Genomic DNA, 18,359 nt, shown 5'->3' on the forward strand with positions numbered 1-18,359 from the left:
CAATGCGATCATACGCAGGTCGGTACCGCGAGCAGCGGCACGAAGGTGACGAGCGTCGCGGCGAAGCCCGTCCAGCCGGTCGCCAGCACCGCGCGGCCGAGCGGCGTCGAACGATCGCGCGACAGGTAGAGCGCGAGCGCGAGCGTTGCGGCCAGGCAGGCGAGCCACGCCGCCGCCAGCACGATCCGCTGCGCATCCCCGCCCGGCAGCTCGATCCGGTCCCAGCCATGGGCGCAGCCGACCCCGTGCAGCCCATAGATCAGACAGAAAGCGACGGCCCAGCCGATCGGCCCGGCCGACAGGCGCAACAGCACGGTCATGCCAGCCATCCGGGCACGACGAGCAGGATCGCGCAAAAGGCGCCCGCCGCGGCGCCGTGATCGCTCCAAAGCCGCGCGATCCGCACCTCGCCCGATCGCGCCGGCGAGTGGAAGCCGGCCCGCGCCCGGGCGGCGACGAAGGCGAGGATCAGCATCGCGGTCCCGGCATGGAAGATGCCGTAGGCGGCGATGGCGGCGCTCGTCGCGGCATAGGCGTGGCCGGTCGGGGCTGGTGCCCACCAGAGCAGCAGGACCAGCGCGACGACGATCGCGGCCTGCCCGCCCAGTGCCGCCGCTATCCTGCCCTGCCGCGCCGTGACGACGGAAAGGGCCGCGCCCGCTGACGCCAGTGCCGGCACGGCGAGCGATGGCGCGATCAGTCGTGGCGGCGGCCAGTTGGGGGCGATCGTCCACAGGAAGGCATAGCCGAACAGCAGCGCGGTGAAGAGGGTCGCGCTTGCGCCGAGCGCCAGAACGCTGCCCCACCAGCCCGTCGTCCGCTCTGCCTCAAAACTAGGCGGAAGACGGTAGCCGTGGCCCGCATCCAGCGGCCCCACGTCCTCATGGTACCCGTTGGTCCACGCCCAGCGCCAACCGAGCCACGCCACCATCGGCAGGAACAGCGGCGCGACCGCGTAAAGGCCGGCAAGCATCGACAGGAAGAAGCCGCCCAGCATCGCTGCGGTGGTGATCGGCAGCCAGCTGTTGCCCGGCAGGATCGCGACATGTTCGGGCGCTCCGGTCGTCATGTCGATCACCATCGTCTCGCGCCAGCCGTTCCGCGCGACCGCCAGCAACCCTTCGCCGCGGGCCAGTCGCACGCCGAGGTCGGGCTGCGTCGACAGCGGCTCGCGGTCGGTGACGGTCGCGAGGCTGGCGAAATTGTAGGCCGGGGCGGGCGTGGCCATCGCCCATTCCAGCGTCGTCGCGCCCCACGGATTGCGGCGATGCACCCGTCCCAGCCCGATCTGCAATACGACGTCGATCAGGAACAGCGCGAAGCCGAACGCCTGCAGGAAGCCGCCGATCGACGACAGCAGGTTGAGCGCGGTCCAGCCCATCCCTTCCGGATAGGTGTCGATCCGGCGCGGCATGCCGAGCAACCCGGTCAGGTGCATCATGAAGAAGGTCAGGTTGAAGCCGATGAAGATCAGCCAGAACGCCGCCTCGCCGATCCGCATCACCCGTTGCCTGCCGGTGACGTGCGGCAGCCAGTAATAGGCCGCGGCGAGCATCGGGAAGACGAATCCGCCGACCAGCACATAGTGCAGGTGCGCGGTGACGAACGCCGTGTCATGCGCCTGCGCGTCGAACGGGACCATCGCCAGCATGACGCCGGTCAGCCCGCCCAGCACGAAGACGATGAAGAAGCCGATCAGGTAGAGCATCGGCAGCTTCATCTGCGGTCGCCCGCTCCACAACGTGCCGAGCCAAGCGAAGATCTGCACCGCGGTCGGGACGGCGACCAGAGCGGACGCGGCCGAGAAGAAACCCAGCGCCATGTGCGGGATGCCGGTGGTGAACATGTGGTGCACCCACAGCCCGAAGCTGAGAAAGGCCAGCGCCATGATCGCCGCGATGATCGCGCCATATCCCAGCAGGCGGGCGCGGGCCATCACCGGCAGGATCGTCGACACCGCGCCCGCCGCGGGCAGGAAGATGATGTAGACCTCCGGATGGCCGAACAGCCAGAACAGGTGCTGCCACAGGAGCGGGGACCCGCCCAGCGCCGGGTCGAAGAAGGGCCAGCCGAACGCGCGCTCGACCTCCAGCAGGATCGAGCCGAGGATCAGCGGCGGGAAGCCGAAGATCATCATCCCCGCCGTCGCCAGCATGTACCAGGCGAAGATCGGCATCCGGTCGAGCCGCATGCCGGGCGCGCGGAGCTTGAGGATCGACACCGCGATCTCGATCGCCGCGCACATCGCCGAAATCTCGACGAAGGTGACGCCGAGCAGCCAGACGTCGGAATTGATGCCGGGCGTGTACGTCCTGCCCGACAGCGGCGGATAGAGGAACCACCCCGCGTTCGGGGCGACCCCCGCCAGCATCGCGAGGACGATGATCGTGCCGCCGAACAGATAGCACCACCAGCCGAGCGCCGAGAGCCGCGGGAAGGCGAGGTCGCGCGCGCCCAGCATCTTGGGCAGCAGGTACATCGTCAGCCCCTCGAACATCGGGATGGCGAACAGGAACATCATGATGCTGCCGTGCATCGTGAAGAGCTGGTTGTAGACCTCCGGCCCGACGAAGGCGCTGCGCGGCGTCGCGAGCTGCGCCCGGATCAGCATCGCCAGCACGCCGCCGATCGCGAAGAAGACGAAGGCGGCGACGATGAAGCGCTTTCCGATGTCGCTGTGATTGACCGAGCGGAGATGCCCGCGCCATCCCGGCTCGGTCCGCCAGATCGCGGTCAGTTCGTGGTGCAGCTGCAGTGCCTTCATCGTGCGCGCTCCCCGATAAAGGCGGCCCATCCGGCGGCGTCGTGCGCGACGACGACGAAACCGTGGTTCCCGTGGCCCGTCCCGCAATATTCCGCGCATTCGCCCTGATAGGTTCCCGGGGCGTCGGCCTCGATCCGCAGCCGGTTGGTCTGGCCGGGGATCGCGTCCATCTTGCCGGCCAGCCGCGGTACCCACAGGCTGTGGATCACGTCGGTCGCTGTGATCTCCAGATCCACCGGGCGGCCCGCGGGGATGTGCAGCACGTCCCGCGTCCGCCGTCCGCCGGGATAGCCGAAGTCCCACGCATATCGACGCGCGACGACGTCGATCGCCACCGCATCCTCCGCGGGGACGGGCAGCGTCCGCGCTCCGATCACCAGCGCGTAGCCGAGCAGCGGCAGCAGCACTGCGCCCGGCATCGCCAGCCCCAGCCAGCCGATCCACAATCGCGGATTCGCCACACCGTCCCCGTCAGGCCGCCGCCGGAAGGCGAGCGCGAGCAGCACGAACACCAGCAGCGACAGCAACGCCGCGCCGCCGAGCATCACCCACCACAGTCCGGTGACCGAGCGGGCGTAGGGACCCGCCGGATCGATCGTCGACAACCGGCCGCTGCAACCTCCCAGCAGGCCGAGCGTTGGGGCGGCGAACCCTGCGAGCCGCAGGACCGACGAGGGGGTGTGACGACGATGACCGATACCGCGCACGAGCGGGTTGCGGAGCAGCGGCTGGTCGATCCGGTCGAGCAGCGACCGGCGTTCGACCGTACCGAATCCAAGATCGCGGTCGCCGGCCATCCGATCCATGCGATGCTGGTCGCCTTTCCGATCGCGCTGACCGCCTGCACCGCGGGCGCCGACCTGCTCTATTGGTGGACGGGCGACAATTTCTGGGCGCGCGCCGGATTGTGGGCCTCGGGCGCCGGCTTCCTGCTCGGCGTACTGGCCGGGGTCGCGGGCACGGTCGAGTTGCTGATGGTGCCGGGCATCCGCGCCCGCTCGGCCAGCTGGACGCACTTCATCATCGCGGTCATGCTGCTGTCGATCCTCGGCGCGAACTGGGGCTATCGCCTGACCGGCTACGAACAGGCGGTGCTGCCCTACGGCCTGCTCCTGTCGCTGTTCGCGGTCGGGTTCACGGGCTTCACCGGATGGCACGGCGGCAAGCTGGTGTTCGAATATCAAATCGGTGTCTCGTCGACCGGAAGCTGACGGTGCTGGGGCGCCTTCAGCCATTGGGGCAGGATGTCGGGTGCGACTGGCTTGGCCAGCACCAGCAGCAGGACGACCGTCATCGTGGCGATGCTGCCGATCGCTAGCGGCACGGGTGACGGCGGCACATAGTCGCCACGCCGCTCGCTCATCAGCAGCACGGTATGGCCGACCAGCGCATGCAGCGCGACCAGCAGGCCGACCGCGACCAGCTTGGCAAACATCCACGGCTCGAACACGCCGCGCAGGTAGATCAGCAGCGTCCCCGCCGCGATCGCGACCACCGCTGCAGGGGTCACGATAAAGGCATAGCTGTCGTGCGTCAGTAGGCGCAGCCGCGCGTAATCGGTCTGACTTTCGTCGGCACGATGCTTGCCCAGCATCAGCGGCAGCGCCACGAGCCCGGCGCACCACAGGATCAGCGCGGCGATGTGCAGCGCCTTCACCAGCGAGACGATCATGCCGTGGCCACCCCCGGCGCGCGCCAGCGTCGCGCCGCGATCCAGCCTATGGCGAGCGCGAAGGGCAGCATCCCCGGCACCCACATCACGAGGCCGGCAAGTTGCTGGTCCTGAAGTGGTCCGATACCATAGGAGACGGTTGTTGCGAGATGCGCAGCGTAGAGCGGACGCGGCGCGAAAGTCAGCAGCGCGCCCAGCATCCCCATCTGTGCCGCCGCGCCGGTCAGCCCGACGAAGGCGGACGGCGCGGGCACGGCGAGCGCCATGCTCCAAAACCACCAGCTCGCGCCCAGCAACGCCAGTTGCATCGCCCAGTACAGCGCGATGTTGCCGAGCGCCGCGTCGTAGAGGGGCGGCGCATGCCATAGCCACAGCACCGCTCCCATCGCGACGAGCGCAGCCGCGATCCCGCCCCGGCGTGCGGGCCAGGCGCGCGCCAGCAGCGGCGCGGCTCCGGCCATCAGCAGCAGATGATGAACGCTCCGAGCGGCGAGCAATGCGGTGGTGAGCGCGCAGAGCGGTGACACGAACGCGAGGGCAAGCAGCGCGACCGCGCCCAGCCCGAACCGGCGCCGACCGGGCGGCAGGCGGAGCGCGGCGACGGCGCCGATCACCAAGCTGGCGAGCAGCACCGGATCGCCGTTCCACGCGCTCCACCAAAGGTTCGCGACGGGTGCCGATCCGCAGTAGCTACCCCTTAAAGCGATCATTCGTCCCCACCGTGTGACTGCCGTTCGTCGCTGCCCGCCAGCATACCGCATCCGAAATGACCCGGCTACAATTTCGCCGCGTCGAGAGAAATTTTTTTGCAAAATCGGACGGGGCACATACTGTACGAGTACGTAACGTTTGGGAGTGTCTCGTGAGGACCACCTTCCTGCTCTTGCGTGGCGGTGCCACGTCTCCCGCGGCATCCGACACCGCGCGGCTGGTATGGCGGCACAGATGACTGCACCCCTGCCCGCGGCTGGTGGGCGAGCCGGTTACGCAAAGTTCGCGATCCGGACGATGATCTTCATCGGACTGGTCTCGCTGGCCATTCTTGTCTGGCGATTGCACAACGTATTGCTGCTTGCCTTCGCCGCGGTACTCATCGCGGTCGTGCTACATGCCGCTGCCGACGGGCTTTGCCGCCTGTTGCCGCTGAGTAAGGGTTGGGCGATGGCGTTGGCCGGAATGCTGATCCTGGGCGTGCTGGCCGGCGCCGGCATGCTGCTGGGGCAGGAAGTGGGATCGCAGCTGTCCGACTTGGGAAGGACATTGCCCGTTGCTTGGCAGCGTTTCGTGGACTGGGCGGGCGAGGACAAGGTGCAAAGCGTGCTCGACACCATCTCTCCCGACGGATCGAGCGTCGCATCGGTGATGCAGTCCGCGTTCGGGATGCTGACAACTTCGTTAACCGGCCTTGTCCTCGCGGTGCTGGGTGGGATCTATTTCGCCGCTAGCCCATCCGAGTATTACAGGGGGACGCTGGCCTTGTTGCCGCGTGCCGCCCGGCGGAGGACCGGCAAGGCCGCTAGAGAGACGGCGCGCACTCTGCGCAACTGGTTGCTCGGTCAGTTGGTGTCGATGGCGGCCACCTTCACTGCGGTGTTGATCGGTCTCAAGGTGATCGGGGTGCCATCAGCGCTGGCGTTAGCGATCGTAGCGGGCATGCTCGAGTTCATCCCGCTGGTAGGTCCGTTTCTCGGCGCCGTGCCGGCGTTGCTGATCGCGCTCACCGTCGGGGTGGAACCGTTCATGTGGACCGCCGGTTCTTTCTTCGTGTGGCAACAGATCGAGGGCAATGCGATGGCGCCGCTGGTGATGCGTTATGCCGTGTCGATCCCGCCCGCCTTGACGCTGTTCGCGCTGTTCCTCTTCGGGAGCATGTTTGGAATCTTCGGAGTCATCCTTGGTGGACCGCTGACGGTTGCGTCGTGGGTGCTGGTCAAATGCCTGTGGGTCGAGCCACGATGCGAGCGGGACATGGCAGAGGGGTGAGTACGAAGATTCGACGAGTGCTGCGGTTGCGCGTTCGCGGAGAGGGCGCATGCGTGATCGCCGCGCATAACCGTTCTTGCCATCGCGGCGGGTGCACTGCCCGCCTTCGGGGCGAGCCCCATTCTCATGTCGCAGGCCACGGCGGTCGCCGTCTCCGGTCTAGTCCAGTTTCCATTGGGGTTTGTGTTCCACCGACCGGTGATGGTGATGGTGATGGTGATGGTGATGGTGATGGTGATGGTGATGGTGATGGTGATGGTGATGGTGATGGTGATGGTGATGGTCTCGTTCGCGGGCGACGCCGTGTCAATGGCACCGGGTGTACCGACGAGGTGGTCAGTGGCCTGGGATCGCGCCTTTTCTGCCTGGTCGCGCAAGAACGCGGTGGCCTGGTGTCGCACATGTCGGTAGGCCGCCGCTGCGATGTTTCGGTAGCGCGAGAACCTCGTGGGGTGGCGGATGTTCGCACCCGCTCCTGACCTCACTGACCGGCACCATCGGGTGGTAATCGTCGGTGGGGGCGTCGCGGGCCTCGATCTTGCCGGCATCCTTAGCCGCGACAGTTCTCTCGACGTGGTGCTGGTCGACTGCGCTACGATACATGTCTGGAAGCCGATGCTTCACAGCGTGGCCGCCGGAACCTGCGATGTCGCGCACGTCGGGGTGCCATATGCCGCTCAGGCGCGGCGGCACGGCTTCACCTACGTCCCCGGTCGAGCAGAAGCGGTCGATCCCAGTTCGCGGGTCGTACATGTCGCACCTTTCGCCCTCCACCGCCGACCGCTACTGCCCGAACGGACCCTTGAATACGATACGTTGGTCTTGGCTGTGGGCAGTGTCGCGGCGGATTTCGGTGTCGAAGGCGTAGCGGTCCATGCTCGACATATCGACACGCTGGAGGAGGCGACCGCGTTCCAAGCAGATATCGCGCCCCGACTGATCGAGGCGGCGCAGACCGCCACGCCCCTGCGCATCGCGATCGTCGGCGGGGGCGCGACCGGCGTCCAGCTGGCGGCCGAGTTGCTGCAGATGGCGGACATCGCCGACGATTATGGTGCGGGCGGCGTTCGGCAATCGCTGGAGATCAATCTGCTGGATCGCGGGGACCGGCTGCTGTCCGCCTTTCCAGAAGGGGTGTCGCGGGCGGCGCGGGTCCGGCTTGAACAACTGGGCGTGACGGTAACGACCGAAGCTGTCGTTACTGCCGTCGATGCTACGGGATTGCAGGTGGGCAACGAACATCTGTCGGTCGATCTGTGCGTATGGGCGGCCGGCGTCGAGGCGGCGCCGCTTGCCGAGACGCTTGCTGCGCTGGAGCGAACGCGCGAAGGCCGTATCGTGGTTGATGCTTGGTGTCGCTCGGTGTCGTTCACGGAAATCGTCGCACTCGGCGACTGCGCCGCCTTAACGCCGACCGGGCAGCGCCGACCGCTGTCTCCCACCGCGCAGGTCGCCTATCAGCAGGCGGTCTATCTGGGGCGTTGGCTGCCAAAGATGATCGCGGGTCGCAAAGCGCCGCCGTTCCGTTACCGCGACCTCGGCGCGCTTGTACAACTCGGCGGTTACGACGCCTATGGCGCATTAGGACGGTTTGGCGTCTTCGGTCGCGGCTTTCTGCATGGTCGGATGGCCAAGGCCGGCCACGCCTTCCTCTATCGGCGCCACCAGATGCGGCTTCACGGCACCCTTGCGGCTCTAGCACTCTGGGTGGCTGACCATCTCGTAAATTTCGTACGTCCTACTAGTAAGTTGAGCTAAACAAGCATCGCCACGCTGATCGCTTATGCGTCAGCAGCGAAGTTCTTTGTCATGGAATAGGCAAAGGCGTACCTCTGCCTTGTGTTCGATTGACCTGAGCCCTTGGGTTTGGTCCATTCTTTTTGAGAAATTCCCGGTTAGGTTTGGCAAGTGCCGGACGAGGGAATCCGTCAATGAAGAAGTCGAGGTTCAGCGAGCAGCAGATAGCGTTCATCCTCAAGCAGGCGGAGGATGGAACAACGGTCGAGGAGGTTTGTCGGAAGGCCGGCATATCAATCCAGACCTACTATCGATGGCGTAGCAAATATGGGGGCTGATGCCGTCGGAGATGAAGCGCCTGAAGGTGCTGGAGGAGGACGTGCGGCTGAAGCGGCTGGTGGCCAACCTCAGCCTGGATAAGGAGATGCTCCAGGGCGTCATCCGCCGAAAAATGTAGGGCCTGGTCGAGCCCGGGAGATCGTCGGCTATTTGCAGGCGAGCTACCAGGTCAGCGAACGGCGAGCTTGCGGCGCGTTTCCGATCAATCGATCGACCCAGCGCTACCAGTCCCGCCGCCTCGATCAGGCCGGCCTCAAGATGCGGATCAAGGAGTTGGCTGCGACCGTGTTCGCTACGGGTATCGACGCATCCATGTGCTGCTCCGGCGGGAGGGCTGGGAGATCAACCACAAGCGCACTCATCGGCTGTATCGCGAACTCGCGCTGCAGCTGCGCAACAAGACGCGCAAGCGCAAGGTGAAGGCGAAGCTGCGCGATGACCGGACGCGGCGACGGCGCCCGACGAGTGCTGGTCGATGCATTTCCTGTCGGACCAACTGTTCGACGGGCGCAAGATCCGCGTGCTGTCGATCGTCGACAACTTCACGCGTGTGTCGCCAGCGCTCGATGTACGGACAAGCTATCGCGGATCTGACGTGGTCGAAACGCTCGACCGCGTTGCCGCGGCACATGGTCGCCCAAGCGCATTCGTCTAGATAATGGGCCGGAATCCATCTCGAAGGATCTCGATCTATGGGCCTATCAGCATGATGTAGTGCTGGACTTCAGCCGCCCCGGCAAGCCGACCGACAATGCGTTCGCGGAGGCGTTCAACGGCCGCCTGCGGGCCGAATGCCTCAACGCATACTGGTTCTTGAGCTTGGCCGCCGAAGTGGCCCGCATTCGACGGTCAATCGCGGCTAATGACTGGATGCCGGGCGCCATGACCTCTCGCGGCCGTGCGCCTTCGTTCGGCTCGCGCTCGACGGTGATGTCGGATGGTCGTGCGTATGTGTATCTGCTGCTCGTCGATGGACCAATTGACGTGCTTGCGGCGGACGTCGCGATTACGCCGGGTTGGTCGTGACGTGATGGGGTGGACGGCCCCTGCACCAGCGTAGCTGGGCGATGATGGTGCCGGGTGGGTTATAAATTAGAACCGGCGTGTCGGACACCATCGGAGCGCCTGCGGCTGACGACATATAGCCGCCGGCCAGCACCAGCACGAAATGAGCTTCGTCATGGCTGTGTCGCCGAACTTCTTCTTCGGGCGGGTTTGCCGTTAGCGCATGAAAGCTGAACCCGCCGGCGTGCCTGCCCTCCGGGCCACTTCCCCAGAAATCCGTCTTTCCTCGCCTGAGAACCATATTACAGGTCTGCACCAATTCGGGCCATCGGCGCCATCCGACTTATGTTGCCGATCGTTTCTCATTTCACCGCGTGCAATGGGTTTCGAGACACCTTTAGCGTTCTCGAAACTCGATCCCAACGGGAAAGGCTTCGGCCGGCCTACCACTGTACTTATGGGAAGCCGGGGTTATCGATTTCAGCCGAGCATCTGCGATCGGTTTGAGATCGGCTGTCGTGCGTGTCACGATCGCGTAGGTTGATCCGTCATGATGAGGGGAAGCATCCCCAACATTCGGAGACACGATCATGCACGCCCTGTTTCTCACGCATAGCAGCACGCCGGGTCGGCGCGACGAACTGGAGGCGGTGTGGCGTCGGCACATGATGCCGGCGATCGACGCCAACGACGGCCACCTCGTCTACATCTACAGTTTCGGTACCGATCCTGACACGGTAGGCGCGTTTCAGCTATACCGGTCGAAGGAAGACGCGGATGCATTCGTGCAATCGCCCGCGTATCTGGCCTACCTGAATGAAGCACGGCCGTTGTTGGCGCATGATCCCGACGTGACGATCCTCGAACCGCGATGGGTTAAAGGCGCCTGATGGAAGTGACAATCGACGCTGCGATGATGGTGGCGTTCGAAGCTGCCCGGCCAGCGATGTTTGGCATCGCATATCGTATGCTCGGCACGCATGCCGATGCCGAAGACGTCCTGCAGGACGTGTTCATTCGCTGGTCAGAAGCCGATCGACATTCGATCCAGAACCCAGCTGCGTGGCTTACTACAGTCTGTACGCGACGATCGATCGATGTGGTCCGCTTGGTCGCTCGCGCGCGGACGGACTATGTGGGACCGTGGCTGCCCGAGCCATTGGCCGGTGCGACGATGGAAGAGCCGCAGGAACTCTCTTTTGCTTTGGAGACGGCGTTCTTGCTCTTGCTGCAGCGCGCGTCGCCCAGCGTCCGCAATCTGCCTGAGATTGACGCCCCAGAGCAGCTTCTTGTCGATTTCGTCGCCTTCCGGGCGGTGATGCGTGAAACATCCGCACATCGCGCAACGGAACCATCGCAGGACGCCTTTTCCCCATACGTAGCTGTCGAGGGTCGAGGGCCTGTGCCTCAGGATAAGCGACGCTCCCGAATAGTAGGCGAATAGGCGCTGGACGCGTCGACAAAGAGAGCAGTTGCATGCTGTCAAGACACGTGGGCGGCGTGGAATGGCGATCGTCACACCGCCGCAATGGCATTTTGCTTCCAGCATTCCTCGGTCCCGTCGCCAGTGCATCAGAGAATGCCTGTCAGGCTACACCCTTCCACAACTTCCAGCATCCTGGTTCCGCATCCGGATGATCCGATACGATCCGGCTGACTTCGAATGGCGGGTGATCGTGCGATGGCGAAAGTGACATCGTTTCGGCATCCTGCCGAGGCTCGCCCGCGAGATGGTTGGGACATTCCCGCACGGATCGTCCGACGGGGCGGTCGCGTCTTTCCGCCCAGGATCGCGCTTTTGCGATGCGCCTGTTCGACGGCCGCTCAACGAAGCGCCGCGTCGAATTCGCGGATGAGTTCTCCGACCCGACCGCCTTTCAATGGGGCCTCGGGATAGCGCCGGAGTATCCCAGAGACCTGTGGCGGCGCGAGGCCTGCCAACATCGCCAGGTGCATCTCTGCGGTGTCCGGGGACGAGAGCTCGATGGCTCGGACAGCATGAGCCGCCGATCCAAGGATGTGCTTGACCTGGGTCGCCGTCGCCAGCGGGTGCAGATAGGCGGCGCCAGCGGCTGCGACAGGGGCCCGCGCTGCCTCACTCGCCGCAGGTTCACCGTGGTCGGCAGCTTCCCCAGCAGCCCGAAGCGCAGACCATGCCCTGTCTCGGAGGAGCTTGGTTCGTCCTGCGCCGCCTGCGAACAGCCGGGCGGCGGCGATGGCGTCGTGTGGCCGCCGATCGTGCGGGTATCGTCGGTCGAAGACCGGGAGGACAGAACAAGCGCACTGCGCCGCATAGCCTTCGACGGCCCGGCAAGCATCCAAGCTGTGATAGACCTTTGCAGCATCCGCCATGGCGCTGAGATATGCGCACATCGGCACGCATTGAATCCTCGTCTTTTCTTCCGGATTGGCGGCAGCGGCGGCAACAGTCGCGCTTCCGTCTCGTCAAAGGAAGCATGCAAGTCTTGCCGTCCCGGGAGCCGTCCTGCATCCGCTTCCCCGGAATTGTCCGCCAACCGCGGATCATCCGGAAAGCAGGAGCGTGCGGCCTGGCGGGTCAGCCGCAGTTCGTCTCGAGAATTCGACCGCTCTATGCCGCCATCCGGCGCAGGCAGGACACTCCCCCTGACAAGGATGCGCCTTGGCGAAGGGAAGCGCCGATACGGTTCCTATAGGTAGAGCAATTGCGTCAAAGCAATGGTAGTATCGCGGCCGGCCGGGGGCGGCCGGCAGTTGACATGTCTCTTGAGGGGGAAGTTATGGCGACCAAATCTACTAGGAATGTGTTGCTTGGCCTCGTGGCCACGCTCGGCACCAGCGTACCGGCCCATGCGCCGGATGATGTCACGAAGACGGGCATCGCGGCTGGCTTGGGGGTCGCTGCCGCGAGCGGCAAGACGACGATGGGCGATGGTGCGGGAGCGATCGAGGCATCGTTGCTCGACAGCGACGCCATGCTTCAGGCTGGCGCGGCCATCAGGCGTATCGCCGAGGCCGCCCGGTCGGCGAACGGCAATCGCCCAGTACTGGTGCTGGGCAAGTCCGACACGGTCGATTTCTCCATGGCGCTGTGGGTGGTCGAGCGGCTCCGGTCCTTGAAGACGAGGGCCGAGGCGATGCCGGCCGCCGGATGCCGCAAGGCACCGATCGTCGTCGAGCAAACCACCCGCGGAAGTTCTGCATTCCTGGATGCGCCGGCTGAGACGACGAAGACCCAGAAATTCGGGTTCGCGCGAACCGATATCGTGGCTGCGCTCGCGAGCGACATCAGCGTCGGCGCGATCAAACTGAGCGCCGACGATCGCACCCTTCTGAATGCCATCCTGATGGGAAACGCGGCCGACACCGCATGGCACGATCTTTCAACCACAACGCCGACCTTCGCCAAGGCCAGCAACGCTGGCCTCATCGTGCTCGACGAGCAGGTCGCGGTCGATCCCAGGACGAACCCCGTGTTCCTGCTCCTTGCCGACCTCCAGCGCTGGACCGATGCCAATCGCCAGTGCGACGGCGAAAGCCACAAGGCGATGGTCGACACGATCGACAAGTTTATCGCGGCCATCACCTCGGCCGAGAAGGGAACACCGGCAATCGTGGCGGCTGCGCAGCTGGCACCGTCCGGTTTCGATCGGTTGCCCCTCATCCTTCGGGTCGGGATCGACGACCGGGGCGGGACATCGATTACGTGATCGAACATCTGGTACACGATCGGCCTGCCCGGTGCCGCCGTGATCACAAGCGGCCTGAAGGTCAGTTTCCAGTTGAGCGATCCCAAAGTCGGGCAGAACCTGATGACCGGCGAAGTTCGTTGCGCCACCCGGCCTACCAGCTACCGGGACGTGCAAAACATGCTTGTGACCCGCAAGGCGACCGGCAGCAATTCTGTCGGCGACCGGCAGAAGACGCTTGTCACGTGCGCGTACAGGACCAGTTGAACAGCTACGCCGCCGGCCGGATCCACGCCCCCTTTTCGCCTCGGTGTCTTGCGATCCGGACCACGTTGACGGATTTCGCGCGTGAAATGTCATCGGGACAGCAATGTCGCGTTCGCTGCGCTAGCTGCAGGGCTGGCATACTTCTCACCCGGCACCACAACAGCTAGCTACGCAGCAGTGCTCGGACGATCTCGGCAACCATCCGGCGACGACGGCGATGGTATTGGCGCCAGCGGATGCGGAGCGCGGCGACATCGCCGCGATCGGTTGCCGCCGACAGATGCGCAATCTCGTCCCGTGTGTCAGCGATCAAGCCCGCCTCGACCAGGCGGACCGCGTGCAGCCGCGCGTTGATGTCCCGAACCGCGCGCAGGTGCTCCTCGTTCCTCGACGCGCGGGCCAGGCGTTCGACGAGCGCGCCTGTCGCCGTCGCATCGTCGTCCGCCTGCCCGCCATTGGCGGCATGGGCTGCGATCCGGCCGGCCGCCGATCGCAGGATGATCCCGATGACGTCCTCGTTCCAACGGTAGAGGTCGGCGAGCGCGGGCGCGTCGATCATCGGCACATGGAAGCCGCCGCCCGGACGGGCATCGACGAGACCGGCGCCACACAACTGGTTCAGCGCCTCGCGCACCGGCGTCGCGCTGGTGGCCAGCCGGTCCGCCAGCACGGCAGGGTCGAGCCGGGTGCCCGGTCGCACGACGCGCGTCAGGATCAACCGCCGGATCGCGTCGTGGACGCGCTCGGTCGTTGCGCCGGCGTTCATCCGCCGGGGCTTTGCCCAGCGACGAACGCCGCGACCATCTCGGCCTGGTCGGGACGCAGCGCGTCGACTGCGCCGATCGCCACGTCGATCTCGTCGCCGAGCAGGATCGAGGGACATTGCGCCGCTCCTTAGGGTCTGGCATCGGCGCAAAGGCACCATAGCCCTCCAAAATCGGGTGGCGAGGGTCGGTGGCCGTCGCCGCACCGCTTGTCGCGAGAATTGCCGGAGCCGCTAAAGCACCGAACCTGAAGACCGCTTCATTTCTCGATCATCCTACTCGCGCAAAGGAAGCCGCACCGAACAGGTAGGCCGGTGTGACCGCACGCTTCGCCGATGCAGGCGTCACCTTCGCGACCGGTCGCGCCGCCCCCAAGGCGGCAAACAAGGCTCGGACCCATTCCTCGGCTTGGTCGTCGGCGATGCGATAGTGGATTTGACGCGCTTCGCGGCGCGTCACGACCAGCGCGGCCCGGCGTAGCTCGGCAAGCTGCTGGCTGAGCGCGGGCTGACCGATGCCGGTCGCCGCCTCGATCTCGCCGACCGCCTGCTCCCCATCGAGAAGCGAGGCGAGGATCATCAGTCGCTGGGGCTGGGCGAGTGTGCGTAGCCGTTCCACCATTGCATCGGCCTGGGCACGATCGAGGCTCATGTGTCGGGCCTCAGCCGGTGAAACCAGTTCGCCTCGCCATCGACCGGAAGCGCGGGTGGCGACAACACCTCGTCGCCAGGATGCCAGCCTGCGGGCGTTAGCGCGTCGCCTCTCGACGCCCGTTGAAGCGCTTGCACCGTGCGCAGCATCTCCTCGACCGATCGGCCGACGTTCATCGGATACCAGTTGGTCGCCCGGACCACGCCTTCGGGGTCGACGAAGTAGGTCGCCCGCACCGCGGCGGAGTCGGTCGCCGCAGCATCAAGCATTCCATAGGCACGTCCGACCGCCATCGAAGGGTCTTCCACGACCGGAAACGGCACCTCGACGCCCGAGAGTTCGTGGATCGCGCGCATCCAGGCGACATGGCTGTAGAGGCTGTCGACCGACAGGCCGAGCAGCGCGCAGTCGATCGCCTCGAATGTCGGCGCTGCCTTGGCGAGCGCGATGAACTCGCTGGTACAGACCGGCGTGAAGTCGGCCGGGTGAGAAAAGAACAGGAGCCAGCGCCCGCGATACTGATCGAGGCTGACCTCCCCCATCGTCGTGCGTGCGGTGAAATTGGGGGCGGGATCGCCGATGCGAAGCGGTCGAGGCAGGGGGGCAGGTTCGTCCATCGCGTCGGACATGGCAGCCGAAGGTTGTTGACGCAAGAGCATTACAAACATACATAAAGGATGATTTGTTAGGAGTCGTAAGTGTCTGGTGGTCGTCATCTCGAACAGGTCGCCGCGCAGCGGAACGGCAGCATCCACGTCCGCGACGGCTTCGACGAGGATGCCTTCGTCGCGATACGCTCGGCGCGCGACGCGACGCTCTCGTCACCGCGGCCGATGCTGCCCGCGATCCAGGTCGATATGCGTGCCGGTCGCCTGCCTGGGCCGGAGGCCAACGGCACCCGCTATCTCCGCATGCCGCTGAACACGCCCTGATGCCGGGCTTTCCCCATGCCATGCCGCTGCATGGCCTCGCCGGCGGGTTGATGATCGGCCTTGCCGCGGCGCTCATGCTGCTCGTCAACGGACGGGTCGCCGGATGCAGCGGTCTGTTCGCGCGCGCGACCGGCCTTACCGGAGAGGGCGTGCCACGTGGCATCGCGCTGGCGTTTGCGATCGGTCTGCCGATCGGCGCCGCGATCATCCTCCTCACCTTGGGCGTTCGAGCCCACTTCCCGTCATCGCTCGTCTTGCTGGCGGTAGCCGGCGTCGTTGTCGGGTTCGGCACACGGCTAGGCTCCGGCTGCACCAGCGGCCACGGCGTCGTCGGCATGGCGCGGCTCTCGCCGCGTTCGATGGCGGCGACAGCGACATTCATGGGGTTCGGGATCGCAACGGCGACGATCATGCGACTGAGCGGGGTGGCGCTGTGAGCCGACAGACGCTGGTCGCACTTGCCAGCGGCATGCTGTTCGGCGCGGGGCTGGCGATCTCGGGCATGACCGATCCAGCGCGCGTCAGCGCGTTCCTCGACGTGGGTGGCTCCTGGGATCCGACGCTCGCCTTCGTGATGGGCGGAGCCTTGCTCCCGATGGCGGCCGCTTGGGCGCTCGTGCGACGGCGCGGCCGCCCGCTCGTCGCGGACGCCTTTCATCTGCCGTCAACCACACCGATCGATGCTCGCCTGCTTGGGGGTGCGGCTCTGTTCGGGATCGGCTGGGGCGTCGCGGGTCTGTGTCCCGGCCCGGCCGTCGCCGCGCTCGCCGTGGCGCCGGTCCCGGCGCTCGTATTTTGCGTGGGCATGACGACCGGGTTCGTCCTTTTCCGTCTTCTGCCAGCCCCGCCATCGAAAGGAAGCAGCATGGAGTTCACGCATCTTGCCGATAACTTCGCCGTCTCGGCGCAACTCGACGTCGCCGATGTCGAACGAGCCCGCCGCGCAGGTTTCCGTTCGATCATCGCCAACCGGCTGGACGGTGAGGACGCCCGGCAACCGAGCGCCGCCCAGATCGCGGCCGAGGCCACGCGGCTCGGCCTCGCCTTCGCTCATATCCCGATCGGCTTCACGCAAGCCGGCGATGCCGACGCCGACGCGATGGCGCGGGCGATGCGGGAATTACCGAAACCGATCCTGGCCTATTGCCGGACCGGCACCCGTTCCGCGGCGCTTTGGGCGCTGGGGCTGGCGCCCGACAGCGAACCTGGAGAACTCGTCAGGCGGGCGGCTGCCGCAGGCCACAAGATCACGGCGCTAATGCCGTCGCTGCGGCGTCGGGCGGGGGGGCGATGACCTATGACATCGTCATCGTGGGCGGCGGGGCGGCCGGCATCGCCACCGCCTCCAGTATCCTCAAGCGTAATCCCGATGTGACGATCGCAATCGTCGACGCGGCCAAAGAGCATTACTATCAGCCTGGCTGGACAATGGTGGGCGCTGGCGTGTTCACGCCCGAGCAGACCCGCAAGACCGAAGCCGAGGTGATGCCCAAGGGCGTCGACTGGCTCCAGGTCGCCGCGTCCGGCTTCGATCCCGACCGCAACGCCGTCGCGCTGGAGGACGGGCGGACGCTCACCTACCGCGTCCTCGTCGCGGCGCCGGGGCTGCGCCTCGCCTGGGAGAAGATCGAGGGGCTGGAAGCAACGCTCGGCCGTAACGGCGTCACCTCCAACTACCGCTACGATCTCGCGCCCTACACCTACCGGCTCGTCCAGGAGCTGAAGAAGGGGCGCGCGCTGTTCTCGCAGCCGCCCATGCCGATCAAGTGCGCGGGCGCACCGCAAAAGGCGATGTACCTGTCGTGCGATCTCTGGCGCGAAGCGGGCACGCTGCCCGGCATCGACGTCGAGTTCCACAATGCCGGTGCGGTGCTGTTCGGGGTGGCGCACTATGTCCCCGCCCTCATGGAATATATCGAGAAGTACGGGATCGACCTGTGCCTCGAATCCAACCTGGTCGCGGTCGACGGCGACCGGAAGGTCGCCACCTTCGCGCAGAAGAAGGACGGCGAGACGATCCGGGTCGAGCGCGGGTTCGACATGCTCCACGTCGTCCCCCCGCAGGTGTCGCACGAGTGGGTCGCCAAGAGCCCGCTCGCGGCCGAGACGGGGTTCATCGCGGTCGACGAGTCGACGTTGCGGAGCAAGAAATACGAGAACGTCTTCGCGCTCGGCGACGCGGCGGCGACCAGCAACGCCAAGACCGCCGCGGCGGCGCGCAAGCAGGCGCCCGTGGTCGCGGTCAGCGTGCTGGCGGCATTGGACGGCAAGCCGCCGGTCGCCGACTATGACGGCTATGGCTCGTGCCCGCTGACCGTCGAGCGCGGCAAGATCGTGCTGGCCGAGTTCGGCTATGGCGGGAAACTCCTGCCGAGCTTCCCGCGCTGGTTCATTGACGGGTCCAAGCCGACGCGCGCCGCCTGGTATCTGAAGGAGCGGTTGCTGCCCGCGATCTACTGGCACGCGATGCTGAAGGGCCGCGAGCCGATGGCCGCCCCCCATATGATCGGCAAAGCGGCATGACGCTGGAGCCGATCCAGTACCTCTTGGGCGGCATCTCCGGCGCGCTCGTCGGGT

General features: G+C 65.9%; 20 protein-coding genes and 2 pseudogenes. 12 read left to right on the forward strand and 10 right to left on the reverse strand.

The features are described 5' to 3' along the window. Positions 1-8: 8 nt before the first annotated feature. The 3 genes from PGN23_RS06365 to coxB are packed head-to-tail and all read right to left on the reverse strand — an operon-like array spanning position 9 to position 3,369. A complete protein-coding gene (locus PGN23_RS06365; protein WP_335302020.1) occupies positions 9-320 on the reverse strand; it encodes a hypothetical protein in 312 nt (103 codons plus the stop codon). Next, complete coding sequence (gene ctaD, locus PGN23_RS06370; RefSeq protein WP_335302021.1) at positions 317-2,764, reverse strand: cytochrome c oxidase subunit I; 2,448 nt, start codon at positions 2,762-2,764, stop codon at positions 317-319. The genes PGN23_RS06365 and ctaD overlap by 4 nt, the downstream gene beginning before the upstream one ends. Then, positions 2,761-3,369, reverse strand: a complete 609-nt coding sequence (gene coxB, locus PGN23_RS06375) for a cytochrome c oxidase subunit II (protein ID WP_335302022.1) — start codon at positions 3,367-3,369, stop codon at positions 2,761-2,763. Before coxB ends, ctaD begins: the two co-directional genes overlap by 4 nt. A gap of 84 nt (positions 3,370-3,453) precedes the next feature. Between coxB and PGN23_RS06380 the strand changes: the two genes are divergently transcribed. Then, on the forward strand, positions 3,454-3,975 hold the full coding sequence (locus PGN23_RS06380; protein WP_335302023.1) for a DUF2231 domain-containing protein: 522 nt from the start codon (positions 3,454-3,456) through the stop codon (positions 3,973-3,975). Here PGN23_RS06380 and PGN23_RS06385 read toward each other — a convergent pair. Continuing rightward, complete coding sequence (locus PGN23_RS06385) at positions 3,945-4,436, reverse strand: CopD family protein (protein ID WP_335302024.1); 492 nt, start codon at positions 4,434-4,436, stop codon at positions 3,945-3,947. The two genes, PGN23_RS06380 and PGN23_RS06385, sit on opposite strands and share 31 nt — an antisense overlap. After that, positions 4,433-5,068 carry a cytochrome c oxidase assembly protein gene (locus tag PGN23_RS06390; RefSeq protein ID WP_335302025.1) on the reverse strand — a complete coding sequence of 212 codons (636 nt, stop codon included), beginning with the start codon at positions 5,066-5,068 and terminating at the stop codon, positions 4,433-4,435. The genes PGN23_RS06385 and PGN23_RS06390 overlap by 4 nt, the downstream gene beginning before the upstream one ends. Positions 5,069-5,381: 313 nt before the next feature. Between PGN23_RS06390 and PGN23_RS06395 the strand changes: the two genes are divergently transcribed. From PGN23_RS06395 to PGN23_RS06420, 6 genes and pseudogenes are all read left to right on the forward strand, one after another. Further along, positions 5,382-6,419: an AI-2E family transporter gene (locus PGN23_RS06395; RefSeq protein WP_335302026.1), complete on the forward strand. Its 1,038-nt coding sequence runs from the start codon at positions 5,382-5,384 to the stop codon at positions 6,417-6,419. A 126-nt stretch (positions 6,420-6,545) separates the two neighbouring features. Continuing rightward, positions 6,546-6,830, forward strand: a complete 285-nt coding sequence (locus tag PGN23_RS06400; protein ID WP_335302027.1) for a hypothetical protein — start codon at positions 6,546-6,548, stop codon at positions 6,828-6,830. A 48-nt stretch (positions 6,831-6,878) separates the two neighbouring features. Next, positions 6,879-8,177: an NAD(P)/FAD-dependent oxidoreductase gene (locus PGN23_RS06405; RefSeq protein ID WP_335302028.1), complete on the forward strand. Its 1,299-nt coding sequence runs from the start codon at positions 6,879-6,881 to the stop codon at positions 8,175-8,177. A gap of 173 nt (positions 8,178-8,350) precedes the next feature. Beyond that, positions 8,351-9,320, forward strand: a pseudogene (locus tag PGN23_RS06410) (IS3 family transposase); the annotation flags it as partial. 770 nt (positions 9,321-10,090) lie between these two features. Continuing rightward, positions 10,091-10,390, forward strand: coding sequence for a putative quinol monooxygenase (locus PGN23_RS06415; RefSeq protein WP_335302029.1), 300 nt, complete (start codon positions 10,091-10,093; stop codon positions 10,388-10,390). A 26-nt stretch (positions 10,391-10,416) separates the two neighbouring features. Beyond that, positions 10,417-10,944 carry a sigma factor gene (locus PGN23_RS06420; RefSeq protein ID WP_443019744.1) on the forward strand — a complete coding sequence of 176 codons (528 nt, stop codon included), beginning with the start codon at positions 10,417-10,419 and terminating at the stop codon, positions 10,942-10,944. Here PGN23_RS06420 and PGN23_RS18405 read toward each other — a convergent pair. Both PGN23_RS18405 and PGN23_RS18410 read right to left on the reverse strand, forming a co-directional pair. Then, positions 10,870-11,073: pseudogene (locus PGN23_RS18405) on the reverse strand (GFA family protein); the annotation flags it as partial. The gene PGN23_RS06420 and the pseudogene PGN23_RS18405 overlap by 75 nt on opposite strands. A 251-nt stretch (positions 11,074-11,324) precedes the next feature. Beyond that, positions 11,325-11,873, reverse strand: coding sequence for a putative immunity protein (locus PGN23_RS18410; RefSeq protein ID WP_443019730.1), 549 nt, complete (start codon positions 11,871-11,873; stop codon positions 11,325-11,327). A 386-nt stretch (positions 11,874-12,259) separates the two neighbouring features. Between PGN23_RS18410 and PGN23_RS06425 the strand changes: the two genes are divergently transcribed. Beyond that, entirely contained in the window at positions 12,260-13,189 is a 930-nt protein-coding gene (locus PGN23_RS06425) for a hypothetical protein (RefSeq protein ID WP_335302031.1), read from the forward strand. Positions 13,190-13,598: 409 nt separating this feature from the next. Here PGN23_RS06425 and PGN23_RS06430 read toward each other — a convergent pair whose 3' ends face one another. The 3 genes from PGN23_RS06430 to PGN23_RS06440 all read right to left on the reverse strand — a co-directional run bounded on the left by PGN23_RS06430 (position 13,599) and on the right by PGN23_RS06440 (position 15,479). After that, positions 13,599-14,201: a GntR family transcriptional regulator gene (locus tag PGN23_RS06430; protein ID WP_335302032.1), complete on the reverse strand. Its 603-nt coding sequence runs from the start codon at positions 14,199-14,201 to the stop codon at positions 13,599-13,601. 268 nt (positions 14,202-14,469) lie between these two features. Beyond that, positions 14,470-14,850: an ArsR/SmtB family transcription factor gene (locus tag PGN23_RS06435; protein WP_335302033.1), complete on the reverse strand. Its 381-nt coding sequence runs from the start codon at positions 14,848-14,850 to the stop codon at positions 14,470-14,472. Continuing rightward, positions 14,847-15,479, reverse strand: coding sequence for a peroxiredoxin (locus PGN23_RS06440; RefSeq protein WP_335302034.1), 633 nt, complete (start codon positions 15,477-15,479; stop codon positions 14,847-14,849). The genes PGN23_RS06435 and PGN23_RS06440 overlap by 4 nt, the downstream gene beginning before the upstream one ends. 69 nt (positions 15,480-15,548) lie before the next feature. Between PGN23_RS06440 and PGN23_RS06445 the strand changes: the two genes are divergently transcribed. The 4 genes from PGN23_RS06445 to PGN23_RS06465 are packed head-to-tail and all read left to right on the forward strand — an operon-like array spanning position 15,549 to position 18,305. Beyond that, positions 15,549-15,782, forward strand: a complete 234-nt coding sequence (locus PGN23_RS06445) for a hypothetical protein (RefSeq protein WP_335302035.1) — start codon at positions 15,549-15,551, stop codon at positions 15,780-15,782. Next, entirely contained in the window at positions 15,782-16,219 is a 438-nt protein-coding gene (locus PGN23_RS06450) for a YeeE/YedE family protein (RefSeq protein ID WP_335302036.1), read from the forward strand. Before PGN23_RS06445 ends, PGN23_RS06450 begins: the two co-directional genes overlap by 1 nt. After that, positions 16,216-17,076: a DUF6691 family protein gene (locus tag PGN23_RS18415; RefSeq protein WP_443019731.1), complete on the forward strand. Its 861-nt coding sequence runs from the start codon at positions 16,216-16,218 to the stop codon at positions 17,074-17,076. The genes PGN23_RS06450 and PGN23_RS18415 overlap by 4 nt, the downstream gene beginning before the upstream one ends. Continuing rightward, a complete protein-coding gene (locus tag PGN23_RS06465; protein ID WP_335302037.1) occupies positions 17,073-18,305 on the forward strand; it encodes an NAD(P)/FAD-dependent oxidoreductase in 1,233 nt (410 codons plus the stop codon). The genes PGN23_RS18415 and PGN23_RS06465 overlap by 4 nt, the downstream gene beginning before the upstream one ends. Positions 18,306-18,359: the final 54 nt, after the last annotated feature.

Origin of the sequence: Sphingomonas adhaesiva (assembly GCF_036946125.1) — a bacterium.
GTDB classification, from domain to species: domain Bacteria; phylum Pseudomonadota; class Alphaproteobacteria; order Sphingomonadales; family Sphingomonadaceae; genus Sphingomonas; species Sphingomonas adhaesiva_A.